General features: G+C 73.4%; 25 protein-coding genes. 7 read left to right on the forward strand and 18 right to left on the reverse strand.

From position 1 onward, the window contains the following. Window positions 1-8 precede the first annotated feature (8 nt). Complete coding sequence (argC, locus tag ACFVSN_RS20440) at window positions 9-1,037, reverse strand: N-acetyl-gamma-glutamyl-phosphate reductase (RefSeq protein ID WP_380443602.1); 1,029 nt, start codon at window positions 1,035-1,037, stop codon at window positions 9-11. Between the two features lie 104 nt (window positions 1,038-1,141). After that, on the reverse strand, window positions 1,142-2,344 hold the full coding sequence (locus tag ACFVSN_RS20445) for a methyltransferase (RefSeq protein WP_387956339.1): 1,203 nt from the start codon (window positions 2,342-2,344) through the stop codon (window positions 1,142-1,144). Between the two features lie 84 nt (window positions 2,345-2,428). On the opposite strand from ACFVSN_RS20445, the gene ACFVSN_RS20450 reads away from it, so the two are divergent. Continuing rightward, on the forward strand, window positions 2,429-2,842 hold the full coding sequence (locus tag ACFVSN_RS20450) for a VOC family protein (RefSeq protein WP_380443598.1): 414 nt from the start codon (window positions 2,429-2,431) through the stop codon (window positions 2,840-2,842). 23 nt (window positions 2,843-2,865) lie between these two features. Then, entirely contained in the window at window positions 2,866-3,240 is a 375-nt protein-coding gene (locus ACFVSN_RS20455) for an RNA-binding S4 domain-containing protein (RefSeq protein ID WP_380507026.1), read from the forward strand. A gap of 1 nt (window position 3,241) precedes the next feature. Here ACFVSN_RS20455 and ACFVSN_RS20460 read toward each other — a convergent pair whose 3' ends face one another. Both ACFVSN_RS20460 and ACFVSN_RS20465 read right to left on the reverse strand, forming a co-directional pair. Continuing rightward, window positions 3,242-3,787 carry an HD domain-containing protein gene (locus tag ACFVSN_RS20460; RefSeq protein WP_387956340.1) on the reverse strand — a complete coding sequence of 182 codons (546 nt, stop codon included), beginning with the start codon at window positions 3,785-3,787 and terminating at the stop codon, window positions 3,242-3,244. A 144-nt stretch (window positions 3,788-3,931) separates the two neighbouring features. Then, entirely contained in the window at window positions 3,932-4,813 is an 882-nt protein-coding gene (locus ACFVSN_RS20465; RefSeq protein WP_380443592.1) for an SAM-dependent methyltransferase, read from the reverse strand. Window positions 4,814-5,050: 237 nt separating this feature from the next. On the opposite strand from ACFVSN_RS20465, the gene ACFVSN_RS20470 reads away from it, so the two are divergent. Together ACFVSN_RS20470 and ACFVSN_RS20475 are read left to right on the forward strand one after the other, a co-directional pair. Beyond that, window positions 5,051-5,962 carry a polysaccharide deacetylase family protein gene (locus ACFVSN_RS20470; RefSeq protein WP_387595323.1) on the forward strand — a complete coding sequence of 304 codons (912 nt, stop codon included), beginning with the start codon at window positions 5,051-5,053 and terminating at the stop codon, window positions 5,960-5,962. Window positions 5,963-6,002: 40 nt separating this feature from the next. Continuing rightward, on the forward strand, window positions 6,003-6,989 hold the full coding sequence (locus ACFVSN_RS20475; protein WP_387956341.1) for a ketopantoate reductase family protein: 987 nt from the start codon (window positions 6,003-6,005) through the stop codon (window positions 6,987-6,989). A gap of 29 nt (window positions 6,990-7,018) precedes the next feature. Here the strand turns inward: ACFVSN_RS20475 and ACFVSN_RS20480 are convergent, their stop codons facing one another. Beyond that, window positions 7,019-7,837, reverse strand: coding sequence for an SDR family NAD(P)-dependent oxidoreductase (locus ACFVSN_RS20480; RefSeq protein WP_380443586.1), 819 nt, complete (start codon window positions 7,835-7,837; stop codon window positions 7,019-7,021). 307 nt (window positions 7,838-8,144) lie between these two features. On the opposite strand from ACFVSN_RS20480, the gene ACFVSN_RS20485 reads away from it, so the two are divergent. Further along, window positions 8,145-9,014 carry a 3-hydroxybutyryl-CoA dehydrogenase gene (locus ACFVSN_RS20485; RefSeq protein WP_380443584.1) on the forward strand — a complete coding sequence of 290 codons (870 nt, stop codon included), beginning with the start codon at window positions 8,145-8,147 and terminating at the stop codon, window positions 9,012-9,014. A 77-nt stretch (window positions 9,015-9,091) separates the two neighbouring features. Here ACFVSN_RS20485 and ACFVSN_RS20490 read toward each other — a convergent pair whose 3' ends face one another. The 12 genes from ACFVSN_RS20490 to infC form a co-directional block, all read right to left on the reverse strand. Next, entirely contained in the window at window positions 9,092-10,183 is a 1,092-nt protein-coding gene (locus tag ACFVSN_RS20490) for a sugar ABC transporter substrate-binding protein (RefSeq protein ID WP_387956342.1), read from the reverse strand. Window positions 10,184-10,433: 250 nt separating this feature from the next. After that, window positions 10,434-11,270, reverse strand: a complete 837-nt coding sequence (locus ACFVSN_RS20495) for a chitosanase (protein ID WP_387603211.1) — start codon at window positions 11,268-11,270, stop codon at window positions 10,434-10,436. A gap of 108 nt (window positions 11,271-11,378) precedes the next feature. Further along, on the reverse strand, window positions 11,379-12,359 hold the full coding sequence (locus tag ACFVSN_RS20500; protein ID WP_380507009.1) for a hypothetical protein: 981 nt from the start codon (window positions 12,357-12,359) through the stop codon (window positions 11,379-11,381). Beyond that, window positions 12,356-13,285, reverse strand: coding sequence for an ATP-binding cassette domain-containing protein (locus ACFVSN_RS20505; RefSeq protein WP_387956343.1), 930 nt, complete (start codon window positions 13,283-13,285; stop codon window positions 12,356-12,358). The genes ACFVSN_RS20500 and ACFVSN_RS20505 overlap by 4 nt, the downstream gene beginning before the upstream one ends. Next, on the reverse strand, window positions 13,282-13,719 hold the full coding sequence (locus ACFVSN_RS20510; protein ID WP_380443575.1) for a GntR family transcriptional regulator: 438 nt from the start codon (window positions 13,717-13,719) through the stop codon (window positions 13,282-13,284). The genes ACFVSN_RS20505 and ACFVSN_RS20510 overlap by 4 nt, the downstream gene beginning before the upstream one ends. A gap of 126 nt (window positions 13,720-13,845) precedes the next feature. Continuing rightward, a complete protein-coding gene (gene pheT / locus ACFVSN_RS20515; protein ID WP_380443573.1) occupies window positions 13,846-16,347 on the reverse strand; it encodes a phenylalanine--tRNA ligase subunit beta in 2,502 nt (833 codons plus the stop codon). Beyond that, complete coding sequence (gene pheS / locus ACFVSN_RS20520) at window positions 16,347-17,468, reverse strand: phenylalanine--tRNA ligase subunit alpha (RefSeq protein ID WP_329928694.1); 1,122 nt, start codon at window positions 17,466-17,468, stop codon at window positions 16,347-16,349. Before pheS ends, pheT begins: the two co-directional genes overlap by 1 nt. Window positions 17,469-17,709: 241 nt before the next feature. Beyond that, window positions 17,710-18,813 carry an ATP-binding protein gene (locus tag ACFVSN_RS20525; RefSeq protein WP_380443571.1) on the reverse strand — a complete coding sequence of 368 codons (1,104 nt, stop codon included), beginning with the start codon at window positions 18,811-18,813 and terminating at the stop codon, window positions 17,710-17,712. Between the two features lie 108 nt (window positions 18,814-18,921). Then, window positions 18,922-19,788, reverse strand: coding sequence for a TrmH family RNA methyltransferase (locus ACFVSN_RS20530; protein ID WP_380443569.1), 867 nt, complete (start codon window positions 19,786-19,788; stop codon window positions 18,922-18,924). A 157-nt stretch (window positions 19,789-19,945) separates the two neighbouring features. Continuing rightward, complete coding sequence (rplT, locus tag ACFVSN_RS20535) at window positions 19,946-20,341, reverse strand: 50S ribosomal protein L20 (RefSeq protein WP_030055649.1); 396 nt, start codon at window positions 20,339-20,341, stop codon at window positions 19,946-19,948. 109 nt (window positions 20,342-20,450) lie between these two features. Continuing rightward, on the reverse strand, window positions 20,451-20,645 hold the full coding sequence (gene rpmI, locus ACFVSN_RS20540; RefSeq protein WP_030055648.1) for a 50S ribosomal protein L35: 195 nt from the start codon (window positions 20,643-20,645) through the stop codon (window positions 20,451-20,453). A gap of 142 nt (window positions 20,646-20,787) precedes the next feature. Beyond that, window positions 20,788-21,525: a translation initiation factor IF-3 gene (gene infC / locus ACFVSN_RS20545; RefSeq protein ID WP_380443649.1), complete on the reverse strand. Its 738-nt coding sequence runs from the start codon at window positions 21,523-21,525 to the stop codon at window positions 20,788-20,790. 526 nt (window positions 21,526-22,051) lie between these two features. On the opposite strand from infC, the gene ACFVSN_RS20550 reads away from it, so the two are divergent. Next, window positions 22,052-22,429 carry a DUF1844 domain-containing protein gene (locus ACFVSN_RS20550; RefSeq protein WP_329928691.1) on the forward strand — a complete coding sequence of 126 codons (378 nt, stop codon included), beginning with the start codon at window positions 22,052-22,054 and terminating at the stop codon, window positions 22,427-22,429. A 53-nt stretch (window positions 22,430-22,482) separates the two neighbouring features. On the opposite strand, the gene ACFVSN_RS20555 is transcribed toward ACFVSN_RS20550, so the two are convergent. After that, window positions 22,483-23,256: an SseB family protein gene (locus tag ACFVSN_RS20555; protein ID WP_380443567.1), complete on the reverse strand. Its 774-nt coding sequence runs from the start codon at window positions 23,254-23,256 to the stop codon at window positions 22,483-22,485. A 97-nt stretch (window positions 23,257-23,353) separates the two neighbouring features. On the opposite strand from ACFVSN_RS20555, the gene ACFVSN_RS20560 reads away from it, so the two are divergent. Next, window positions 23,354-24,568, forward strand: coding sequence for an alanine racemase (locus ACFVSN_RS20560; RefSeq protein ID WP_387956369.1), 1,215 nt, complete (start codon window positions 23,354-23,356; stop codon window positions 24,566-24,568). Window positions 24,569-24,583: the final 15 nt, after the last annotated feature.

A 24,583-nucleotide genomic window follows, 5' to 3' on the forward strand; every position in this document is an offset into this window, starting at 1 on the left:
GGGACTGGTCACGGTGCGACTCCGTTCAGGGGAAGGCCCAGGTCCTCGGGCAGGCCGAGGGCGATGTTCATGCTCTGCACCGCGCCGCCGGCGGTGCCCTTGACGAGGTTGTCGATCGCGCTGATCGCGATGATCCGCCCGGCGGCCGGGTCCAGGGCGACCTGGACGAGGGCGGTGTTGGCGCCGTACACGCTGCTGGTCTGCGGCCACTGGCCCTCGGGCAGCAGGTGGACGAACGGCTCGGTCCCGTACGCCTCGGCGTAGGCGGCGCGCAGTCCCTCGGCCGTCACGCCGGGGCGGGCCTTGGCGGAGCAGGTCGCGAGGATGCCGCGCGGCATCGGGACGAGCGTGGGCGTGAAGGAGACGGTGACCGGCTCGCCCGCGAGCGGGCTGAGGTTCTGCGCCATCTCGGGGGTGTGCCGGTGCACACCGCCGACGCCGTACGGGCTCACGTTGCCCATGACCTCGCTGCCGAGCAGGTGCGTCTTGGCCGCCTTGCCCGCGCCGGAGGTGCCGGAGGCGGCGACCACGACGGCCTCGGGCTCGGCGAGCCCGGCGGCGTAGGCCGGGAACAGCGCGAGCGAGACGGCCGTCGGGTAGCAGCCGGGCACGGCGATCCGGTTGCTGCCCTTCAACGCGGCCCGGTGGCCGGGAAGTTCGGGCAGGCCGTAGGGCCAGGTGCCGGCGTGCGCGGAGCCGTAGAACTGCTCCCAGTCGGCGGCGGCCTTGAGCCGGAAGTCGGCGCCGCAGTCGACGACCAGCACGTTCGGGCCGAGCGCCTCGGCGACCGCCGCGGACTGGCCGTGCGGCAGCGCGAGGAACACCACGTCGTGGTCGGCCAGCACCTCGGGGGTGGTGGGCTCCAGGACACGGTCGGCGAGGGGGATCAGGTGCGGCTGCAGCGCACCCAGCCTCGTACCGGCGTTCGAGCCGCCGGTCAGCGCCCCGATCTCCATCTCGGGGTGGCCGAGCAGCAGGCGCAGCACCTCGCCGCCCGCGTATCCGCTCGCGCCGGCGACGGCGACTCGCAATGCCATGGCGTTCCTCCTTGGTCGTGGCATGAATATACGCAGCACGGAACATTCATGCAAGGAGTATGTGCGGAGACCACCCGCCGGGACCGGCGGGCGGTCGGCCGGGCTCAGCGCTTGACGGCTCGCAGCACCACGAACTTGGGGTTCCCGGCCACGAGTTGGCAGTTGCCGAACAGGCGGCGCAGCTTGACGTGGTAGCCGAGGTGGCGGTTGCCGACCACCCAGAGCTCGCCGCCCGGGCGCAGGGCGCGGCGGGCGCCGGTGAACATCCGCCACGCGGTGGCGTCGGTGGTCGCCTGGTGCGAGTGGAACGGGGGGTTGTTCAGGACGAGGTCCACCGAGCCGGGGGCGATCACCCCGGGCGCGAGCGCGTCCGCCGTCAGGAACTCGGCCCTGGCCTCGGTGCCGAGGTTCGCCCGGAACGTCTCCTCGGCGGAGGCCACGGCCTGGTGGGACTCGTCGACGAAGAGCAGTTCGGCGCCCGGGCCCGCCAGGGCGGCGGCGGTGCCGACCACGCCGTTGCCGCAGCCCAGGTCGACCACGCGGTCGCCGGGGGCGGGGACCGGCAGGTGGCCGAGGAAGAAGCGGGTGCCGATGTCGAGGCGCTCGGCGCAGAAGGTGCCGGCGTGGTTGACGACCGTGCGCCCGGAGACCGGGCCGATGTCGGCGGGCAGGGCGTAGCGGTACGGCCACGGGTTGGGGCCGGGGTCGAGCGCCGGGTCGGGGGTGCAGAAGATCAGCCGGGCCTTGCGGACGGCCAGCGAGGTGCGGGTGGGGCCGAGGACCTTCTCGAAGAGTTCGAGCGTGGAGGTGTGGATCTCGGTGACCATGCCCGTGCCGATCACCACCGTGCCGGGGTGGACGGCGGGGGCGAGCCGGTGCAGCTGGTCCTCCAGCAGGGCGAGGCTCTTGGGGACGCGCACCAGCAGGACGTCGATCCGCTCCGGCGGGGTGTCCCGGGTGGTGAGCAGCCGCTCCGGGTCGGCGGGGGCGCCGGCGCGGGCGAGGTTGGCGCGGGTGGCCTCGCGGCCGAGGTGGGAGTCGCCGATCTGCACGGGCCGGTGCGCGGCCAGCGCGGTGGCCAGGGCGCCCCAGCGGTCGCCGAGGACGGCGACCCGGAGGCCGGCCAGCTCGGTGGCGGTGCCGCCGGCGCTGTCGGCCTCGCCGGCGAGGTGGCGCAGCAGGTACTCGTCGGCGGCGTCCCAGGCGCGCAGCCGCTCGCGCGGGTCCTCGGGGTACCTGGTGAGGTCGAAGGTGCCGAACGGGGTGGTGAACGGCGCTGTGGCGGCGGGCGTGCTCTGGGGATTCATCGTCTTCTCAGGCTAGCCGACGAGCCGACGGGGAACGGATTCGGACGGATACTGGAAGAGCCCCGACCGAGAGGGGTGAGGGCGATGGACTGGAAGCTCGAAGTGGTCGTGCTCCCGGTGGCGGACGTGGACCGCGCGAAGGTGTTCTACGAGGAGCAGGCCGGCTTCACCGTCGATCACGACACCCGGCTGCGCGACGGGGTCCGGGTGGTGCAGCTGACGCCACCGGGCTCCCGGTGCTCGATCGTCGTCGGCAAGGGCGTGATCGAGGCACCGCCCGGGTCCGTCAAGGGCCTGCAGCTGGTGGTGGCGGACATCGACAAGGCGCACGCCGAACTGGCGGCGCGCGGCGTGGAGGTCAGCCCGGTGCAGCACTTCGAGGCCGGGGTGCGGGTGAACGGGCACGGCGAGGCCTGGAACTCGTTCGTGTTCTTCAACGATCCGGACGGGAACGGCTGGGCCGTCCAGGAGGCGCCGGCGGCCGTACGCGCTGCATAGAGCCATGGTCCTAGACTTCCGGAATGGCTGAAGACGAGGGAAGCGTCCGCGTGGACAGCTGGATCTGGTCGGTCCGGCTCGTGAAGACGCGCGCGCTGGCGGCGGCCGCCTGCCGGGCGGGGCACGTCCGCGTGAACGGCGAGCGGGCCAAGCCGGCCCAGCCGCTGCGGGCGGGCGACGAGGTGCGGGTCCGCGAGGAGGGGTACGAGCGGGTCGTCGTGGTGCGCAAGCCGATCCGCAAGCGGGTCGGGGCGTCCGTGGCGGCCGAGTGCCTCACCGACCAGAGCCCGCCCCGCCCGCCGCGCGAGCTCGTCGCCCCGTTCTTCGAGCGCGACCGCGGCGCCGGCCGCCCCACCAAGCGCGAGCGCCGCGACCTCGACGAGCTGCGCGGGCGCTGAGCTACCGGACGGGGTACGCGGCCTGCACGGCGAGCCGGCGCGGGGCGTCGTCGCCGATCCGGGTGAGCAGGTCGTCGAGGTCGAGGAACACCTCCCAGGGCGCGCGGCCGGTGGCGGTCGCGAGGCGCTCGACCACGCGGTCCTCCAGGTCGCGGACCCGGCTGTTCTTCCACGCCTTGTCGGCCAGGCCGACCAGCAGCTCCTCGACGGTGACGCCCGGCTCGCCCCAGCTCGCGTGGCTGCGGGCGAAGCGGGCCAGCCGCTCGGGGACGCCGCGCTCGCGCAGCAGTGTGTGGCCGGCGGGCTCGTGGGCCGAGCCGGGGCCGGAGAGCTCCTCGGGGTGGACGGTCTTGCCGATGTCGTGGGTGGCGGCGCCGTACAGCAGCGCCTCGCGGTCGAGGTCCAGGCCGGTGGCGGCGCAGTGGTCGGCGATCGTCGCGGCGACTTCGTGGACGAGCGCGAGATGCGCGCGCAGCCGGGGCGGGGCGTCGAGGGCGTCCAGGAGGTCGACGACGGCCGGGGGCAGGGGCGGCAGTGCTGGGGTCACGCCGCAGGCTAACCCGTACGGGTGAGGCGTTGTCAGTGCTGCCGTCTAGTGTGCGGAGCAGTGAGTGCGGGAGGGTCCCGGCGCCGGGAGGGGGGTGCCGGGGCCCGCCCGCGATCCGACCTGCGGAGGTGCTCGGGGAGACGGCTATTTCTTGAACGCGACGCCCGCGTACGCGGACACGTCCTGCCAGCCTTCGGGGAGGTCGGTGGTGGAGACGTGGCCGGCGGTGGGGCGCCAGAGCGGGAGCTGGACGAGGCCCGGGCCGGCGAACTCGAAGTCGCCGAAGAACGGTTCGACGCTCGCGCGCGGGCGCAGCACCAGCGGGGCGCTCGCGCCCTTGTAGATGCGGGCGCCCTCGTCCACGCTCTGCCGCGAGGCGAAGTCGGGGCTGCCGTGGGAGAGGATCAGGGCGCTGCCGGGGGCGAGCGCGTCGCGCAGGGTGGCGACGATCTTCTGCGCGCCCTCCTCGTCGCGGACGAAGTGCAGGACGGCCACCAGCATCAGCGCGACCGGCTCGGCCAGGTCGACGGCGGCGCGCAGGGCCGGGTGGCCGAGGATCGCCTCGGGGTCGCGCAGGTCGGCCTCGATGACCGAGGTGTGCCCGGCGGGGTGGCCGGCCAGCAGCGCGCGGGCGTGGGTGGCGACGATCGGGTCGTTGTCGACGTACACGACGTGCGCGTCCGGGGCGACCTTCCGCGCGACCTCGCTGGTCGAGCCCGCGGCGGGGATGCCGGTGCCGATGTCGACGAACTGCCGGATGCCCCGGCCGGCCGCGAACTCGACCGCGCGGCCGAGGAATTCCCGGTTGGTGCGGGCCAGCAGCGGCAGCGCCGGGTAGGCGGCGATGGCGGCCTCGGCGGCCTTGCGGTCGGCCTCGAAGTTGTCCTTGCCGCCCAGGTAGTAGTCGTACATCCGGGCGGTGTGGGGTATCCCGGTGTCGAGCTCGGTCGGCGGCTGCCAGTCCTCCGCCCCGACCCAGTCCCAGTCCGAACCGCCGGTCGCCGTGTCCGCCGTGTCCTCGTGCATGTCGTTCCGCCCCCATTGCTCACTGCGCTTCCCGCGGCGGGAACGCCCCGCCGCGGTGGTGCCCCGCCCCCGTAGCACGCGGTGCGACCGGATCGTATCCGACGACACGCCGTGGAAACACGGCGAGTTCAGGTTTACGCAGCCCCCACCGAGAGGTGTGTGTGCACGTCAAACAGGGTGTCAACGCGCGTGTTCCCGGATCGCCGCCCCGGCGCGTCGTCTCTATGCTGGCTGCCGATGACTGCCGATCGCCGCGCCGTACTGCGCACCGCCGCCAAACTCGCCGCCCTCTCCGCCGCCGGCGGGGTCCTCACCGCGTGCGGGAGCGGCGCGCCCCGCCGCGCCGACCCGGGCTCGCTCGCCGTGCACCCGGGCAACGTCGACCCGCAGCAGCACGGCGATCCGCAGCACACCACGGACCCCGCGTGGAACGGCGGCGAGGGCCCGGCCTCCCCCGATCCGGCCGCGCCGCAGCCCACCGCCACCGCGGCCCCCGACGCCGCCACCGCGCCGCCCGCCCCGCCCGTGCTGCCGCCGCTCGCCCCCGGCACCCCGCTGGAGGTCGCGTACGGGCCGCGCACCGGCAAGAACGTGGCGCTGACGTTCCACGGCAGCGGCGACCCGAAGCTCGCCACCGCCCTGCTGGAGATCGCCGAGCAGCGCGGCGCCAAGCTGACCGTCATGGCCGTCGGCAGCTGGCTCGACCAGCAGCCGCAGATGGCCCGGCGCATCCTCGACGGCGGCCACGAGCTGGGCAACCACACCCAGAACCACCTCAACATCTCCGCGATGAGCCCCGACCAGGCCCGTGCCGAGATCGCCCAGTGCGCGGAGCGGCTGCAGCGCCTCACCGGCTCGATCGGCCGCTGGTTCCGCCCGTCCGCCGCCCAGTACGCGACGCCGATGGTGCGCGAGCAGGCGAAGGCCGTCGGCTACGAGCACGTGCTCTCCTTCGACGTGGACCCGCGCGACTACGCCGACCCGTCCGCCGCCGAGCTGCAGCGGCGGGTCCTCAACTCGGTGCGCGGCGGCTCGGTGGTCGCGCTGCACATGGGCCACCAGTGCACGGTGGACGCCCTGCCGGCCATCCTGGACGGCCTCGCCAAGGCCGGCCTCGGCCCGGTGACCGCCAGTCAGCTCTGCGCCTGACCCGGCCCCCGGCGCACCACCGGCGTGCCATGCTTCGCGCATGCGCTACATCATCATCGGGGCGGGCGCGGTCGGCGGCACGATCGGTGCCCGGCTGCACGAGAGCGGGCGCGACGTCGTGCTGGTCGCGCGGGGAGCGCACTTCGCGGCGCTGCGCGAGCACGGGCTGACCTTCGGCGCACCGGACGGCACCCGGACGCTGCCGGTCCCGGCCGTGTCCGGGCCGGAGGAGCTGGAGCTGCGCCCGGACGACGTCCTGGTGCTCGCCGTCAAGACGCAGGACACCGCCGGCGCGCTGGCCGCGTGGGCGCCGCGCCCGGTCGCCGGCGGCGGCACGGCGGGCGAGCGGCTGCCGGTGGTGTGCGCGCAGAACGGCGTGGAGAACGAGCGGCTCGCGCTGCGCCGCTTCCGCGAGGTGCTGGCGGTGTGCGTCTGGATGCCGTCCACCCACCTGGAGCCGGGGCGGGTCAGCGCCGGCGGCACGCCCGTCAGCGGGGTGCTGCGGATCGGCGCCTACCCGGCGGGCGCCGGCGGGCGGGCCGCCCGGATCGCCGCGGACCTGGAGCGGGCGAGCTTCAGCGCCCCGGTCGAGGCCGACGTGATGGGCTGGAAGTACACCAAGCTGCTCGGCAACCTCGGCAACGCCCTGAACGCCGTCGCCGGCCCGTACGAGGGCGAGCTGCGCCGCGGACTGTACCGGCGCCTGGCGGCGGAGGGCGCGGCCGTGCTGGCCGCCGCCGGGATCGCGCACCACGACCCGGAGGAGATGGTCCGGCTGGTCGACGCGACGCTGCGGATCGAGCCGGTCGAGGGGGCCCCGCGCGGCGGCAGCTCGACCTGGCAGAGCCTGGCGCGCGGGGCGGGCTCGATCGAGACGGACTACCTGAACGGCGAGATCGTGCTGCTCGGACGGCTGCACGGGGTGCCGACGCCGGCCAACGAGGCGTTCCAGCGGCTGGCCGAGGAGTTCGCCCGCACCGGCCGGGCGCCGGGCAGCCTGACCGACGAGGAGCTCGCCGCGGTCTGAGCCCGGCCCCGGGCGGGCCGCCGAAGGCCTCAGGCCATCGGGTCGTCGTCCTTGTACGGGCGCAGCCGCAGCGTCCTCGCGTCCGTCCCGCGGATCTCCTCCGCGCGGCGGACGAGCTCCGCCAGGTCGTCGCGCCCGGCGTGGATGAAGCGTCCGTGCAGCGCGTCGAACCGGCCCCGCGCCGCGTCGACGGTGACCGCGACCATGTACGGGATCGAGCCCCAGGCCTTCATGTCCCGGAACATCGGCATCCCGGCCGTCATGTCGGTGGCCACCGCACCGGGGCTGATGTCGAGCACGACGACGCCGTGCTCGGCGAGCGAGTCCGCCATGTTGTCGGAGAGCTTGAGCAGCGCGCCCTTGGACGTCGCGTACGCGGTGTAGTGGCCGTCCGGGCGCAGCGCGAAGCCGGAGTTGAGGTTGACGACGCGGCCGCGGCGGCGCTCGACCATGCCGGGCAGGACGCAGCGCAGGAGGTTGTAGGGGCCGCGCAGGTTGGTCTCGACGACCTGCCACCACTGGTTGGGGTCGGTCTCCCAGATCGGGGCCTCGGTGCGGTCCACCTGCCCGGCGTTGTTGACCAGCAGGTCGACCGGGCCGAGGTCGCGCTCGACGAGCCGGACGGCCTCGCGCACCGAGCCGGGGCGGGTGACGTCGGCCGTCACGGCGACGCCGCGCGAGCCGTGCCGGACGCACTCCTTGAGCGTGTCGGTGAGCGTCGCGTGGGTGCGGCCGACCAGGCCGACGGCCATGCCCTCGGCGGCGAGCCCGATGGCGATCTCGCGGCCGATCCCGCGGCCGGCTCCGGTGACCAGGGCGACCTGCCCCGTGAGCGATCCCGTCGGCACTGCGCGCTCCCTCGTCCGTCCCCGGCCCCCGTCTGCGGCATTCTGTCGGGCGCCGGGCGCCCGCGGGTCCGGGCGCACGGGCGGGCGGAGCGCCGTCACCCGTTCGGGTGTGTGGTGCCGGGCGCGGCACCGGGCCGGGGAGGGGGTGACCTACTGGCCGGTAGGGAGTAGTAACGTCGTCGGGACGGTGCACCGGTGCACCCATTCCGGCACACCGGCCCGTAGTCCAGCAGCACCGCTGGGCCGACCAGCGCCACGCTGGGCCACCTGTCGCTGGGCGACCCCCAGCACCACCGAAGGGCAACTAGTGAGTGACATCGCGCGCGTCGGAGTGATCGGCTGCGGCCTGATGGGGTCGGGCATCGCGGAGGTCTTCGCCCGGGCCGGGCTGGACGTCCTGGTGTCGGAGGCCAGCGGGGAGGCCCTGGAGTTCGGCCGCACCCGGCTGACCAACTCCCTGGAGACGGCGGTCAAGCGCGGCAAGCTGGCGCCCGAGCAGCGGGACGAGGCCCTGGCCCGGCTGTCCTTCACCACCGACCTGGCCGACTTCGCCGACCGCGACCTGGTCGTCGAGGCGGTCGCCGAGCGCGAGGACATCAAGGTCCAGATCTTCCAGACCCTGGACCAGGTGGTCCAGCGCCGCGACGCGATCCTCGCCTCCAACACCTCGTCGATCCCGATCGTCAAGCTGGCCGCCGCCACCTCGCGGCCCGAGCAGGTCATCGGTCTGCACTTCTTCAACCCGGCGCCGGTGCAGAAGCTGGTCGAGGTCATCCCGACCCTGACCACCTCGGGCGCCACCACCGAGCGGGTCGAGGCCTTCGCCACCGAGGTGCTCGGCAAGGAGCCGATCCGCGCCCGCGACCGGGCCGGCTTCGTCGTCAACGCCCTGCTGGTGCCGTACCTGCTGTCCGCGGTGCGGATGTTCGAGTCGGGCGTGGCCACCGCCTCCGACATCGACAAGGGCATGGAGGCCGGCTGCGCCCACCCGATGGGCCCGCTGCGGCTGTGCGACCTGATCGGCCTGGACACCATCGTGTCGATCGCCGAGTCGATGTACGACGAGTACAAGGAGCCGCTGTACGCCGCTCCCCCGCTGCTGTCCCGGATGGTCGACGCCGGTCTGCTCGGCCGCAAGTCCGGCCGCGGCTTCTACGACTACACCGCGAGCGTCTGAGCCGTCCGGCCGACGCACGAAGGGGCGCGCCCGCACCGGATCTCCGGTGCGGGCGCGCCCCTTTTCCGGCGCTCCGGCTACTGGACCCCGGCCGAGGCGCAGGCCGCCGCGAACTGCTGGGTGCAGATGTCGGCCGCCTTGTAGAGGCCGCCGCCGACCACCGTGGCCTCGACCTTCGCCTTGGTCACCACGATCGGGGTGAGCAGCAGCGAGGGGATCTGCAGCCCGTCGCTGGAGGTGAGGGTGGTCGCGGTCGTGCTGATGTCCATGCCCTCGGCGAGCTGGACGGCGATGCTGCCGGCCGCGTCCGTCTCCGGCTTGTACGGCTTGTAGATGGTGTAGGCCTGCTCGCCGGTGAGGATCCGGCGCACCGCGTCGATGGACGCGTCCTGGCCGCCCACGGGGACGTTCTTGATGCCCGCGGTCTTCAGCGCCTCGATGACGGCGCCGGCCATGCCGTCGTTCCCGGCGTAGACGGCCTGGATGCCGTCCTTCCCGAGGCTCTGGATGGCCTCGTTCATCTTCGCCGTGGCGACGTCGGTCTTCCACTCGCCGGACTGCTCGTAGGCGATCTTCTTGACCTTGCCGTCCAGCACCTGGTGCGCGCCCGCCTTGAACTGCGCGGCGTTGGGGTCGGACTCGGCGCCGTCGATCATCACGACGTTGGCCGAGGAGGCCTTGGAGCCGAGCGCGTCGAGCAGGGACTGGCCCTGGAGTTCGCCGGTGCGCTCGTTGTCGAAGGACACGTACGCGGCGACCTTGCCCTGCGCCAGCCGGTCGTAGGACACGACCTTGATGCCCTTGGCGTTGGCGGCGTCGACCCACGGTGCGGTGACCTTGGCGTCGACCGGGTCGAGCAGGATGACCTTCACGCCCTTGGCGACCAGGTCGTCGAACTGCTTCTTCTGGGTGATCGCCTCGCCGCCCGCGTTGGCGTAGTCGAGGGTGCACTGGGTGCAGAGGCCGGTCACCGTCTGCTGGATCAGCGGCTTGTCGAACGCGTCGTAACGCGTGGAGGAGGCGTTGTCGGGCAGGAGGAGACCGATGGCCTCGCCGCCTCCGCCGGAGGCCGGCTTCTGCGCCGCGCCGGTCTGCCCGCAGGCCGCGAGGGTGAGTGCGAGCGACACGGCGGCCGTGCCCGTGGCCGCGAGACGCATGGCTCTGTTCATGTTCGGTGGTGCCTCCTGTACTGCGCCGCGAACGGTGCGGCAGGGGAGGGAGTCAAGCCCCACCGGGCGAATGCGTCAATAAGGGGAGGAGACTTCGTTATCCCCATGCTCGATTCGTTATGGGATGAACAGGACTTTCACACTTTCGAAGATCGAATTCGGGGTGGATATTGATAATTCAGGGGACTTATTAATTGCGGACGAGGGTGCGGTGGGCCAGGGGGGGGATCCCCTCCGGCCCACCGGGGGCTCAGCTCGCTATCGAGTAGCTGTCGCCGTAGACCTTCCAGTGCAGCGGCGGGTTGAGGTCGAAGTTCCCCGCATTGAGGAAGACCGTCTGCTCGGTGTCGACCCTGCTGGTGTCGGAGTGGGCCTCCTCCTTCTTCATGACCACCTTGCGGGCCTCCAGGAAGGCCTTGAGGTAGGTGGCCTCGTCGCCGCCCTGGGCCGGGGTCCTGGCCTTCTTCATGGCCGCGGCGCGAATGCCGCCGAAACTGTCGGACCCGTCTCCGGGGCCGTGCATGACGATGGCGTCGTAGTAGGCGAACTGGCCGAGCGCGCGCAGCCCGTCCGCCTTGGCCCGGCCGACGGCGGGGTTGAAGTACACCCGGTCGCGCTCGTCGTTCTGGGCCTGCTGGAAGACCGGGTCCTTGGCGGCGGCGGCCCAGTCCTTGACGAACGGGGTGCCGAGACCGGCGTGCGACGCGCTGCCGTTGACCTTCTTCAGCGCCGACAGGTACTTGGCGAGGACGTTGCCGGGCTTGAGCGCGGTGTAGTGCTGGACGAGGTCGAGCATGTCGCCCGTGCCGGAGCAGAACCCGATGATGCCGGCGGTGTAGCCGCGCCCGTCACCGATGTCCTCGATGTACTTGTACTGGGCCTTCCAGTCCAGCGAGGAGTTCTCCGCACTCGACACCAACTGCATCGCGATGTCCTTCTTGTGCGGGTCGTCGAGTCCGACTCCCTTGAGCCGGACGGCCGCCGTCGGCGCGGCGCCGGCCGCACCGGCGGAGACGACCACGGCGGGTGCGGCCACCAGGACGGCGGCGAGGGCGATGCCGAGGGCGCGGCGGGGCTGAGGACGCATGTGCACGCTCCGTTTCCCGTGGGGGTTAGGAAACTTTCCTAACGAGAAATTAGCGCCCAACAGCCCCGCTGCCGCAAGGGTTTTGACACACCCTCCTCAACTTCTCCGTCAGACGGCCCGGCGGCGCACCCACCACACCGCCGCCGCGCAGGCCGCGATCCCCAGGGCCAGCATCCAGCCGGCCTCGATGAACTGGAACGGCCAGAAGCGGTCCGCCGGCTGGTACACCTGGTGCGCGGTGTAGCCGCCGTCGCGCACCATCGCCTGGAGGTGGGCGAAGTCGCCGCCGCGGTCGTAGAACTCGCCCGTGCCGATCCGGTTCCCGGCCGGGTCCGAGTACCAGACGTCCAGCACCCAGCGCCCGTCCAGCGAGAGCGGCGTCATCGTGTGCACGGCCTCCTCCAGGGGTGGCCGGTAGTGCGTCCGGAACGCCTGGGCGACGAAGGGCAGGGCCACGGAGCCCGCGAGCCCGACGCCCACCGCCACCACCGTGCGGCGCAGCACCGCGCCCGCGAGCACGGCCAGCCCGAAGGTCAGCAGCACCCGGCCGGCCATCACCGGCCAGGTCTGCATGAAGATGTCCGGGTTGAACTGCCCCGCCTCGCGGACCAGCGGCTCGCTCCACCACCGTTGCACCACCCCGAACAGCGCGGCCACGACCACGACGGCGCCGCCGACCACGGTCACCGCGCCGACCGTCCAGCGGGAGCGTCCGGCGCCCTGGGTCCACGCGAAGCGGACCGTGCCGTGCTCGAACTCCCTCGCCAGCAGCGGTCCCCCGGCGAAGGCGCCGAACCCGCCGCCGAGCACGTAGAGCACCCCGTCGAGGGTCTGCAACGGCATGCCGTACTGGTGGATGAACTGCTTGTACTTGGCCAGGCACGCGACGGTGTCCGGGTCGCAGGAGTCGGCCCCGAGGCGGTGCAGGCCGGCGTGGACGTACCAGCCGTGCAGCAGCATCGCGACGGACAGCGCCGCCATCACGCCGACCAGGGTCAGCACGGCCGTGCGGTGGCGGATGGCGGCGGCGCGCAGGACGGCGCTGCGGCGCGGCGAGGCGGTGGCCGCACCAAGGGCGATTGCGCTCACGACTGCAGGACCTTCTCGTTCGGACGGACGGCCCCGCGCGGGCCGGGGAGGGCGGAGGCGGCCGGCTCGCGCAGGTAGGCGATCACCATCTCCTCCAGGCCGACGCGCTGTTGGCGCCAGCCGTCGGAGACCGGGGCGTCCAGGCCGCCGGTGCGGACCAGCAGGTGGGACTGGACGCCGGCCCGGCGGTCGCGGACCACCGGCAGCCGCCCGGCCACCGCGTCCGCCTCGGCGGTCGGGCCGGTGAGCATCCGGTGGCCGGCCACCAGGTCGTCCACCTCCCCCGCCACCTGGACCCGGCCGCCGCCGAGCACCACCAGGTAGTCGCAGCTCTGCTCCAGCTCGTTGACGGCGTGCGAGGAGAAGACCACCGAGAGGCCGTCCTCGGCCACGGCGGTCAGCAGCACGGCCATGAAGTCGTGCCGGGCGAGCGGGTCGAGCGCGGCCAACGGCTCGTCCAGGAGCAGGAGTTCGGGCCGCTTGGCGAGCGCCAGGGCGAGCGAGACCTGGGCCTGCTGGCCGCCGGAGAGGCGCCCGTACTTGCGGTCCAGGGGGATGCCGAGGCCCTCCAGGTGGGTGCGCGCCCGGTCGGCGTCCCAGCGGCGGTTGAGGTGGCGGCCCATCGCGAGCAGGTCACGCACGCGCAGGCCCGGGTAGAGCGCGGCGTTCTGGGCCACGAAGCCGATCCGGTCCAACGCCTCCGGAGAGCCGGGGAGTTGGCCGCCGAGGACGGTCATCGCGCCCGCACTGGGCAGGGTCAGGCCGGCCGCCAGGCCGAGCAGCGTGGTCTTGCCGGCGCCGTTCGGGCCGACCAGGGCCACGACGCGCCCGGCCGGGACGGCGAGGTTGCAGTCCCGCAGCGCCCAGGAGCGGCGGTAGCGCTTGCCCAGCCCGCCGCAGTCGATCACCGTGTCGGCGGCCGTCACGCCACCACCCCGTCCCGGCCTTCACGCAGGTCGCGCAGCGCGTCCTCGAACACCGCGGCCATCCCCCCCTCGTCCAGCCCGGCGGCCCGCGCCGAGCGCATCCAGTCCAACAACCCCCGCCGCAGCGCCGCCCGTTCACGCAGCGGCACCACCCCGGCGGGCAGCCCGCGCACGAACGTGCCCTGCCCGCGGCGGCCCGCCGCGAGCCCCCGGTGCTCCAGCTCCCGGTACGCCTTCAGCACGGTGTTGGGGTTGATCGCCAGCCCCGCCACCACCTCCCGCACCCGGGGCAGCCGGTCCCCCTCCGTCAACCAGCCCATGCGCAGCGCCTGTTCGACCTGCTGCACGAGCTGGAGGTAGGTCGGGACGCCGGAGGCCGGGTCGAGGCGGAACTCGATCGGCGAGGGCTGGTCATCGGCTTTATCTACTTCCATAGGTAAAGAGATAAGCGACGGGGTGATCGATCGTCAAGTCGGGAGGCCGGGAGAACCGGGGAAACGCGAGAGGGCCCCGCCCCGGACCTCGCGGTCCAGGACGGGGCCCTCTCGGGCGCTGCGGGATCAGGCCCCGCGCAGCACCGCTCCCGTACGGGTGACGGCCTCGGCGACGGCGGCCTCGCGGGCGGCCGTGGCCTCGTCGGCGGTCAGGGTGCGGTCGGCGGCGCGGAAGCGCAGCGCGTAGGCCAGCGACTTCTTGCCCTCGCCGACCTGCTCGCCGGTGAAGACGTCGAACAGCCGGATGGCCTCCAGCAGTTCGCCCGCGCCGGTGCGCAGCGCGGCCTCCACGTCGGCGGCCGGGACGGCCGTGTCGACGATCAGCGCGACGTCCTGCGTCGCCACCGGGAAGCCGGAGACGGCCGGGCCGCTGACCTTCTCGGCGCCGTCGGCGGTGAGCAGGTCGACGTCGATCTCCATCGCGGCCGTGCGGGCCGGCAGGCCGAGCGCCTTGACGACGCGCGGGTGCAGCTCACCGGCGTGGCCGACGACCCGGTCGGTGCCCGCGACGACGAGCTCGGCGCAGCGGCCCGGGTGCCAGGGCGCCAGCTGGCCCTGGCGCACGGTCAGCTCGACGCCGGCCGCGCGGGCCACCGTGCGGGCCGCCTCGACGGCGTCCGCCCAGGAGGCCTGGGCACCGGCGCCCCACCAGCCGGAGGGCATCCGCTCGCCCGCGAGGGCGACGGCGACCCGGCGCGGCTGGTCCGGCAGCGCGGCGTCCAGCGCGGCCAGCTCCTCGTCGCTCGGGCGCCGGTCGACGGCCGGGCGCGGGGCCACGGCCGGCTCGTCCTTGGGCAGGAAGACCGTGCCGGTCTCGTAGACCGCCAGGTCGGTGTTGCCGCGGCCGACGTTGCGGCGCAGCGCCCCGAGCAGGCCCGGCAGCAGCGTGGTGCGCAGCGCCGGCTCCTCGTCGTTGAGCGGGTTGACCAGCTTGACGGTCCGGCGGCGGCGGTCGTCCGCCTCCAGGCCGAGCGCCTCGAAGGCGGGCTCGCCGAGGAAGGGGTAGTTGTTGACCTCGACGTAGCCGGCCCCGGCCAGCGCGACGCCGATCCGGCGGTGGACGCGCTGGGCCTCGGTCAGGCCCTTGCCCGGCGGCACGTCGGGCATCCGGGCGGGGACGTTGTCGTAGCCCTCCAGCCGGATGACCTCCTCCGCGAGGTCGTACGGGTCGGTGAGGTCGGGGCGCCAGGTCGGCGGGGTGACCTCCAGGACGTCGGCGCCCGCGACCGAGCAGCCGATCTCCTGCAGGCGCCGGGTGACGGTCTCGCGGCCGTACGCGGTGCCGGCGACCCGGTCGGGCAGGTCCGCGGCGATGGTGATGGTGCGCACCGGGTGCGGCGCGGCGATGTCGGTGACCCCGGCCTCGGCGGTGCCGCCGGCGATCAGGACCAGCAGGTCGACGGCGCGCTGCGCGGCGGCGCGGGCGGCCTCCGGGTCGACGCCGCGCTCGAAGCGCTTGGACGCCTCGGACGGCAGCTTGTGCCGCTTGGCGGAGCGGGCGATGGCGACCGGGTCGAAGTGCGCCGCCTCGATGATCACCTCGGTGGTGCCCGGACCGGCGGCCGGGTCGAGGATCTCGGTGGAGGCGCCGCCCATGACGCCGGCCAGGCCGATCGGGCCGCTGTTGTCGCAGATCAGCAGGTCCTCGGCGGCGAGCTTTCGCTTGACGCCGTCCAGGGTGGTGAGGATCTCGCCCTCGGCCGCCCGGCGGACCGTGATCGGGCCGTCCACGCGCTGCTTGTCGTAGGCGTGCAGCGGCTGGCCGACCTCCAGCATCACGTAGTTGGTGATGTCGACGGTCAGCGAGATCGGGCGGATGCCGGCCTTCTGGAGGCGGCGCTGCAGCCAGATCGGGGACTTGGCGTTCGGGTCCACGCCGACGACCGTGCGGGCCACGAAGCGGTCGCAGCCGGCCGGGTCGTTGACCTTGACCAGGTAGCCGAAGGAGTTCGCCGGCGGCACGTCGAGCAGCGCCGGGTCGGCCAGCGGCAGCCCGTACGCGGCGGCGGCCTCGCGGGCCACGCCGCGCATGGACAGGCAGTAGCCGCGGTCCGGGGTGACGGCGATGTCGAGCACCTCGTCGACGAGCTGGAGCAGCTCGATCGCGTCGGTGCCGGGCTCGAACTCCGGCGGGAGCACGATGATGCCCGCGTGGTCGTCGCCCATGCCGAGCTCGCGCGCGGAGCAGATCATGCCGGCCGAGGTGTGGCCGTAGGTCTGGCGGGCCGCGATCGGGAACGGGCCGGGCAGCACGGCGCCCGGGAGCACGACCACGACCTTGTCGCCGACCGCGAAGTTGGTCGCGCCGCAGACGATCTCCTGCGGCTCGCCGGTGCCGTTGGCGTCGCCGACGTTGACGAAGCAGTGCCGGATCGGCTTCTTGAAGCCGGACAGCTCCTCGATGGAGAGCACCTCGCCGACCACCAGCGGGCCCTTGAGGTCACCGCCGAGCTGCTCGACGGTCTCGACCTCCAGGCCGGCCCGGACCAGGCGCTCGGCGACGTCGCGACCGGTCTCGCCGGCCGGCAGGTCGACGTACTCGCGCAGCCAGGAAAGCGGGACGCGCATCAGATCTCCATCCCGAACGGGAGGGTGAAGCGCACGTCACCCTCGACCATGTCGCGCATGTCGGCGACGTTGTGACGATTCATCAGGATCCGCTCCAGGCCCAGGCCGAAGGCGAACCCGCTGTAGCGGTTCGGGTCGACGCCGCAGGCCACCAGCACGCGCGGGTTCACCACGCCGCAGCCGCCGAGCTCGATCCAGCCCTCGGAGGAGCAGGTGCGGCACGGGCGGTCCGGGTTGCCCACGCTCTCGCCGCGGCACACGAAGCACTGCAGGTCGATCTCGGCGCTCGGCTCGGTGAACGGGAAGTACGAGGGGCGCCAGCGCAGTTCCAGGCCGGTGCCGATCAGCTTCTCGACCAGCACCTCGATGGTGCCCTTGAGGTCGGCGAAGGTGATGCCCTCGTCCACCGCGAGGCCCTCGACCTGGCGGAAGACCGGGGTGTGGGTGGCGTCCAGCTCGTCCGTGCGGTAGACCCGGCCCGGGCACACGACGTAGACGGGGGGCTCGCGGTCGAGCATGGTGCGGGCCTGGACCGGGGAGGTCTGGGTGCGCAGCACCACGCCGGAGTCGGCGGAGCCGTCCGGGGCCTGGACGAAGAAGGTGTCCTGCATCGAGCGGGCCGGGTGGTCCGGGCCGAGGTTGAGGGCGTCGAAGTTGAGCCACTCGGCCTCGACCTCGGGGCCCTCGGCGACCTGGTAGCCCATCGCGACGAAGGTGTCCTCGATGCGCTCGGCCAGCGTGGTCAGCGGGTGGCGGGCGCCGCGCGGGGTGCGGTCGTAGGGCAGCGTGACGTCCACCGCCTCCTCGACCAGCACGCGGGCGTCGCGCTCCGCCTCCAGCTCGGCCTGCCGCTTGGCGAGGGCCTGGTTGACGGCGCCGCGGGCCTGGCCGATCAGCTTGCCTGCGGCGGCCTTGGCGTGCGGGGGCAGGGCGCCGATCTCGCGGTTGGCGAGGGAGAGCGCGGAGCGGTCGCCGGTGTGGGCGACCTTGGCCTGCTTCAGCTCGTCGAGCGTGGTGGCGGCGGCGAAGGCGGCGACGGCCTCGTCCCGCGCCTGCTCCACCACCTCGGGCTTGAGGGCCTCGACCTCGACCGGGTCGTACGACTTGTTGGGTGCCGACATCTCTATCTTCCCGTGCTCCTGCTCGTCCGTGCTCAGGTGATTGGGCTCGCCTTCGCGTCACGCCCGGCGTGGCCGGGGCACGGGCAGCCGATCTCCGTTCACGGGAAGGGATGTCCGCGGCACGGCCGCGCAGGGCGTTGCGCAACGCCAAAGGTCGAGTGTAGTCGCAGCGCGTTGCGCGGCTGCCGTCAAGCCCGTCCGGACCCGACCACAGCATGCTGTGTTCGTCGTTCATGCTCTTTCAGAGCATGAAGTCGGGCACCCCGGCGGGCAGGATAAATCGGAACCGGGCGCCGCCGCCGGGCGCGCGGTCGACGCGGATCGAGCCGCCGTGGGCCTCCACGATGCCCTTGACGATGTAGAGGCCGAGGCCGGTGCCGCCGCGCTTGGAGCCGCGCCAGAAGCGGGTGAAGACGCGCGGCATCGACTCCTCGGGGATGCCGCTGCCTTCGTCGCTCACGGTGACCGCTGTGCCTTCCACGATGCGGGGCGGGGTGCCGGAGCGCTCCCAGACGGGTGCCTCGACGACCTCCTTGGCCGGTGCCACCTCGATCGTGACAGTTCCCTCGCCGTGCCGCACCGCATTTTCCAGCAGGTTGGCGAGCACCTGGTCGACCTTGTCCGGGTCCGCCCACAGCACGGTCAGCGGCTCGGTGATCCGGACGTCGAAGCGCTCCTCGGGGATGCCGGTGGCGACCTTGCGCTCGACGTGCCGGCGCACCGCCGCGGCCACGTCCACGACCTGCTTGCGCAGTTCCAGCCGGCCCGCGTCGATCCGCGAGATGTCCAGCAGCTCGGCGATCAGCCGGGTGACCCGGTCCGCGTCGGCGTCGACGGTCTCCAGCATCAGCCGCTTCTGCCCGTCGGTGAACCGCTCCCACTTGGCCAGCAGCGTCGCGGTGAAGCCCTTGACGCTGGTCAGCGGCGAGCGCAGCTCGTGCGCGACGGTGGCGATCAGCTCGGCATGGCTGCGCTCGGTGCGCCGGCGGTCCTCGGTGCCGCGCAGGGCGATCACCAGGCGCTCCAGGGGCCCCAGCGGCACGGCCCGCACGTAGCGGGCGGAGACCAGCACCTCCCGGCCGCCGGGCAGCAGCAGGTTGCGCTCGGGCTGGCCGGTGCGGATCGCGAGGCCGCCGTACGGGTCGGTCAGCTGCCACCAGCGGCGCCCGTCGAGGTCCTCCAGCGGGAGGACGTCGTCCAGGGCGCTGCCCAGCGCGGCCTCCGGGGGCACGCCGGTGATCCGGGCCGCGGCCCGGTTGAAGCGGACCACCCGGCCGAGCGCGTCGGCGACCACCAGGCCGTCCGGCAGGTCGTCCGGGTCGAGCTCGGGCCCGTTGCCGACCATGGGTGTCCTCCCCGATTACCCACCGTGCCGTTCCCCCCACCGAGGCAGACCCTAGCGCCTCCATGCCCCCGGTAGTAGGGCCTGGCGGGTGGATCGTGCGGGGTGCCGTCAGCCGTTCGAGCGACAGCCGCCGGGCCCGCGCTGCGCCCGGGCCGAGGCGTAGAGGCAGACGGCCGCGGCGGTGGCCAGGTTGAGGCTCTCGGCGTGTCCGTGGATCGGCACGCGCACGACCTCGTCGGTGAGCGCGCGGGTCTCTTCCGGGAGCCCCCACGCCTCGTTGCCGAACACCCATGCGCCGGGTGCGCCCAGGGTGCCCTCGTCGAGCTCCTGGTCGAGGTCCCGCTCCCCCGCGCCGTCGGCGGCTAGCACCCGGATCCCGGCCGCGCGCAGCTGCCCGACGGCCTCCTCGACCGGCACGCCGACGGCGACCGGCAGGTGGAACAGGCTGCCGACGGAGGCCCGGACAGCCTTCGGGTTGTACAGGTCCACGGAGGCGTCGGTGAGCACCACGGCGTCCGCGCCGGCGGCGTCGGCGGTGCGCAGCACGGTGCCGGCGTTCCCGGGGTCGCGCACGTGGGCGAGGATCGCGACGAGCTTCGGGCGGGCCGCCAGGACGTCGGCGAACGGGGTGTCGATGAAGCGGCAGAGCGCGACGATGCCCTGCGGGGTCACCGTGTCGCAGATCCCGGCGATCACCTCGTCGGTCGCGGTCAGCACCGCGAGCCCCTCGTCCAGCGCGGACTCCACGATCCCGGCGTGCCGCTCGGCGGCCTCCGGGGTCACGTACACCTCGACCACCGCGTGCTCGCCCGAGCCCGGCAGCCGGCCGTACGCGACGGCCTCCCGGACGGCCTGCGGGCCCTCGGCCAGGAAGCGGCGCTCCTTGGTGCGCTGGTTCCGCTTGGCGAGCCGGCGGGCGGCGACGACGCGCGGCGAGCGCAGGGAGGTCAGCAGGGGGGTGTCGGTGCTCGGCATGGTCTCGTTCTCTGGGGCTCTGTGAAGGGGGCGCTGAGGGACGGGGGCGCTGAGGGACGTGCGCCGAGGGACGCGGCGCCGAAGGACGGGGAAAACGCAGAACCGGACCCGCAGGAGAGCCTGCGGGTCCGGTCGGAGCTCAACCGATCCTGGAGGATCAGGCGGCGTCGGCGGCGGCCTTCGGGGCGTTCACGTCGGCCGGCAGCGCCTTCTGGGCGACCTCGACCAGGGAGGCGAACGCACCCGGGTCGTTGACGGCCAGGTCGGCCAGCATCTTGCGGTCGATCTCGACGCTGGCGGCCTTCAGGCCCTGCACGAAGCGGTTGTAGGTGATGCCGTTGGCACGGGCCGCAGCGTTGATGCGCTGGATCCACAGCTGACGGAAGTCGCCCTTGCGCTTCTTGCGGTCGTTGAAGTTGTAGACCAGCGAGTGGGTGACCTGCTCCTTGGCCTTGCGGTACAGGCGCGAGCGCTGGCCACGGTAGCCGCTGGCGCGCTCCAGGATGACCCGGCGCTTCTTGTGGGCGTTGACTGCCCGCTTGACGCGTGCCACTTGATTACTCCTTGGGTTGGACCACGGACTACTTCACGCGGTCCGTCATTCGAATGGGTCGGGAAGGATCAGCTGCCCCGCACACGGCTCGCGCCGGGCGGGAGGGCGATCACTTGCCGAGAAGCTTCTTGATCTTCTTGGCGTCAGCGGGGGCCAGCTCGACGGTCCCGGCCAGCTTGCGGGTCAGCGTCGAGGGCTTGTGCTCCAGGAGGTGGCGGCGACCGGCGCGCTCGCGCAGCACCTTGCCAGAGCCACTGATCTTGAAGCGCTTGCTGGCGCCACTGTGCGTCTTCTGCTTCGGCATTTCGCCGTATCTCCTCGTCGGTCCCGTCCACGCCCGCGCGGTGTGCGCCACGCGGGCGTGAACTGGATGGATCTGCGGTGACCGGGCGGGGCGCCCCGTCACCGTGGTGGGCCGGTCTCCCGAGCGCCCTGGCCGTGAAGGCTCAGGCGTCCTGGGAGGCCTCGGCCGGCTGCTCGACCTCGGCAGCGGCCTCGACGTCGGCCTCGGCGGCCTCCGCTTCGGCGGCCTCCGCCTCGGCAGCGGCGTTCTCGGCCTCAAGCGCCGCGTCCTCGTCCTCGTCCGCGGCGGCGTCGGAGCCGGCGGTCCGGCCCAGTCGCTCGGCCTTGCGGGCGTCCGCGAGGGCGCGGGCCTCGGCCATCGCCTCGGTCTTCTTCTTGTGCGGGCCAAGAACCATGATCATGTTCCGGCCGTCCTGCTTCGGCGAGGACTCGACGAAGCCCAGGTCCTGGACGTCGTCGGCGAGCCGCTGCAGCAGACGGAAGCCCAGCTCGGGGCGGGACTGCTCACGACCGCGGAACATGATCGTGATCTTGACCTTGTCGCCCTGCTTGAGGAACCGGACGACGTGACCCTTCTTGGTGTCATAGTCGTGCGGGTCGATCTTCGGCCGGAGCTTCATCTCCTTGATGACCGTGTGCGCCTGGTTCTTGCGCGCCTCACGGGCCTTCATGGCCGACTCGTACTTGAACTTGCCGTAGTCCATGAGCTTGCACACCGGCGGCCGGGCGGTCGCCGCGACCTCGACCAGGTCGAGGTCGTACTCCTGCGCGAGCTCCAGCGCCTTGGCAAGCGGCACGATGCCGACCTGCTCGCCGCTGGGACCGACGAGTCGCACCTCCGGAACGCGAATCCGGTCGTTGATGCGGGGCTCGGTGCTGATGGGGCCTCCTCGGTTGCACCTTCTGCGATGCGGCCGTCGGACGGCGGTCGCACGTAGTGGACTCGACCACTGGGCGGGGCTTCATTCGTGCTGCGCTGCCCGGCACCTGCTCGGCACCATCTGCACCCGCGACACGAAAAAAGCCCCGCTCGGTACAAGCGGGGCTCCACACAATCCGGGGGCGGCACCCGGTGAGGGGCGCTGCGGCGACTCGGCGCCGTGGCGCCCGTCGCGGACCGGGACCCGTCGACCGCGAGGCCGACCAGGTGGGAGACTGTCGCGGTTGCCCTCTCGGGCCTCCTGGGTGGAGCCTCCACTTGCTGGCCGGGTGCCCATGCGGGATCCCGGCCGGTCAGTCTCGAAGCATACAGCGCCGGAAGGTCGAACGCCATTCCGCCCCGGCACACCCCGCGTTTCCGCGCTTTTCCGCGCCTTCCACGCGCGCGCACCGCACTTTTCGGCGCATTCCGGGGCCCTTGTACGCTCCAGGTGTACACGGACACCGGCACGACGGAACGAGCCCCCCTTGAGCAGCGAGCCCACCCAGAACCCCGGCGCGGACGACGACGCGATCGGCTTCGACGACCTGACCCGGGACATCGCCGAGGTCCCCGCCGTCGAGGTGATCACCACCGTCGCCGTGCACCTGATGAGCGCCGCGGCCGTCAAGTGCGGCCTCGCCGAGGGCGGCGACAAGGACAAGGACCTCGACGAGGCCCGCAAGCTGATCACCGCGCTCGCCGGACTGGTCACCGCCGGCGCCCCGGAGATCAGCAACTTCCACGCCGCCCCGCTGCGCGACGGCCTGCGCTCGCTGCAGCTGGCCTTCCGCGAGGCGTCCATCGTGCCGGACGCGCCGGGCGCCGGGCCGGGCGAGAAGTTCACGGGGCCGGTCTACTCCTGAGCGGTTCTCCCGGGGAGCACCTACCAACGTTGGTAGGTGCTCCCCGTTCGTTTCTACCGCCGGTACAGCGGCTCCCCCGGCAGCTGCGCGCTCGCCGGCAGCACCGCCAGGTCCAGGCCGCGGTCCAGCCGGACGCGGAGCACCGGGTCCGCCGCCACCGCGCGGCCGACCCGCCGGGCCGCCTCCTGCACGCCCGCCTGGTCGAGCTCCGGGTCGAACACCACCGCGAGCACCCCGTCCGAGCCGTCCCCGGGGCCCAGCAGGCCGGACACCACCTGCGGCTGGTCCGCCAGCAGCGCCCGCACCGCCTCGCGCACCTCGGGGTCGCGCAGCGGCGGCAGATACGGCCGGTTCTCGGCGAGCGCACGCAGGCGGGCGCCGGTCAGCTGGTACGGCACCGGGCCCGCCGGGTCGATCAGCAGGGTGTCGGCCTTCTCGGAGTACGCGACCATCGCCGCCTGCGGGGCCGCCACCGGCGCCGGGCGGGCGTCGGCGCGCCAGCGGGCCAGCGTCTCCAGCGACGTGAACGCCGGCAGCGCGCGGCGCCCGTCCGGGGCCTCCAGCACCGGCACCGCCATGTCGCTGGTCTTGTCGTGCTTGTGCCCGTGCTCGTCCACCTCGACCTCGCCGAGCAGGGCGACGATCGGGACCATCAGCCGGGTCGGGGTGAGCGCCGCCAGCACCTCGGGCTCGGCCGAGCGGTCCTGCGACCAGCGGGCGAGCGCCGCGGTCAGCGCCGCGTCCGCCGTGCCGTCGTCGTCGCCGAAGCCGGGGTTCGGGATGCTCTTGCCGACGAACGCCGGGTTGGAGAAGTCTTTGCGGTCCACCCGGCCGACCCTATGCCACCCCGTCCCGGGAGCCGCACAAATCCGCACGCGCCCCCTACCCACGGGTAGCCGGGTGTGGCAGCCTGCGCGCATGGTGATGCTCGAACCCGCTCCCAGCGCCACCCCGGTCTCCGACCGCGCCCGGTACGACCGGGCCACCGCACACCTGGACGGGCCGGTCGCCGTCGTCGACCTCGCCGCCTTCGACGCCAACGCCGCCGACCTCGTGCGCCGCGCGGGCGGCAAGCCGATCCGGGTCGCCAGCAAGTCGCTGCGCTGCCGCGCCCTGCTGGAACGCGCGCTCGCCACCGACGGCTTCGCCGGGGTGATGAGCTTCACCCTCGACGAGTCGCTCTGGCTCGCCCGCACCGGCCTGCGCGACGTCCTGCTCGCCTACCCCTCCGCCGACCGCGACGGCTTCGCCGCGCTGACCGCCGACCCGGAGCTCGCCCGCGAGGTCACCGTCGTCCTCGACGACCCCGCCCAGCTCGACCTGATCGACAAGGCCCGCGCCGGCGACGCCGAGGTCCGGGTCTGCCTGGAGCTCGACGCCGCGCTGCACCTGCTCGGCGGACGCGTCCGGATCGGCGCCCGCCGCTCGCCGCTGCGCACCCCCGAGGACCTCGGCGCCTTCGCCGAGGCCGTCCAGCGCCGCCCGGGCTTCCGGGTCGTAGGCCTGATGGCGTACGAGGGGCACGTCGCCGGGGTCGGCGACCGGGTGCCCGGACGGCCGGTGCGCTCACGGGTGATCCGGCTCATGCAGGCCAAGGCCCGCACCGAACTGGCCGAGCGGCGCGCGGCCGCGGTCCGGCGACTGCGGCAGGTCGCCGAGCTGGAGTTCGTCAACGGCGGCGGCACCGGCAGCGTGGAGAGCACGGTGGCCGAGCGCGCCGTCACCGAGGTCGCGGCCGGCTCCGGGCTCTACCTGCCCCGGCTGTTCGACAACTACCGCTCGTTCGACGGCCGTCCGGCCGCACTCTTCGGCCAGCCGGTCGTCCGGCGGCCCGGCGTCGGCGTGGTGACCGTCCTCGGCGGCGGCTACGCAGCCTCCGGACCGGCCGGCCCCGACCGCTCCCCGACCCCGTACCTGCCCGAGGGGCTGCGCTACGACCCGACGGAGGGCGCGGGAGAGGTCCAGACCCCGCTGCTCGGCGCCGCTGCGGACGACCTGCTGATCGGCGACCGGGTCTGGTTCCGGCACGCCAAGGCGGGCGAACTGTGCGAACGCTTCGCCGAGCTGCACCTGATCGAGGGCGACCGGGTCGTCCGGACCGTCCCGACGTACCGGGGCGAGGGGAAGACGTTCCTCTGACGCTTCGTCCGGTTC

It is taken from the genome of Kitasatospora sp. NPDC057904 (assembly GCF_042887925.1).
Lineage (GTDB): Bacteria > Actinomycetota > Actinomycetes > Streptomycetales > Streptomycetaceae > Kitasatospora.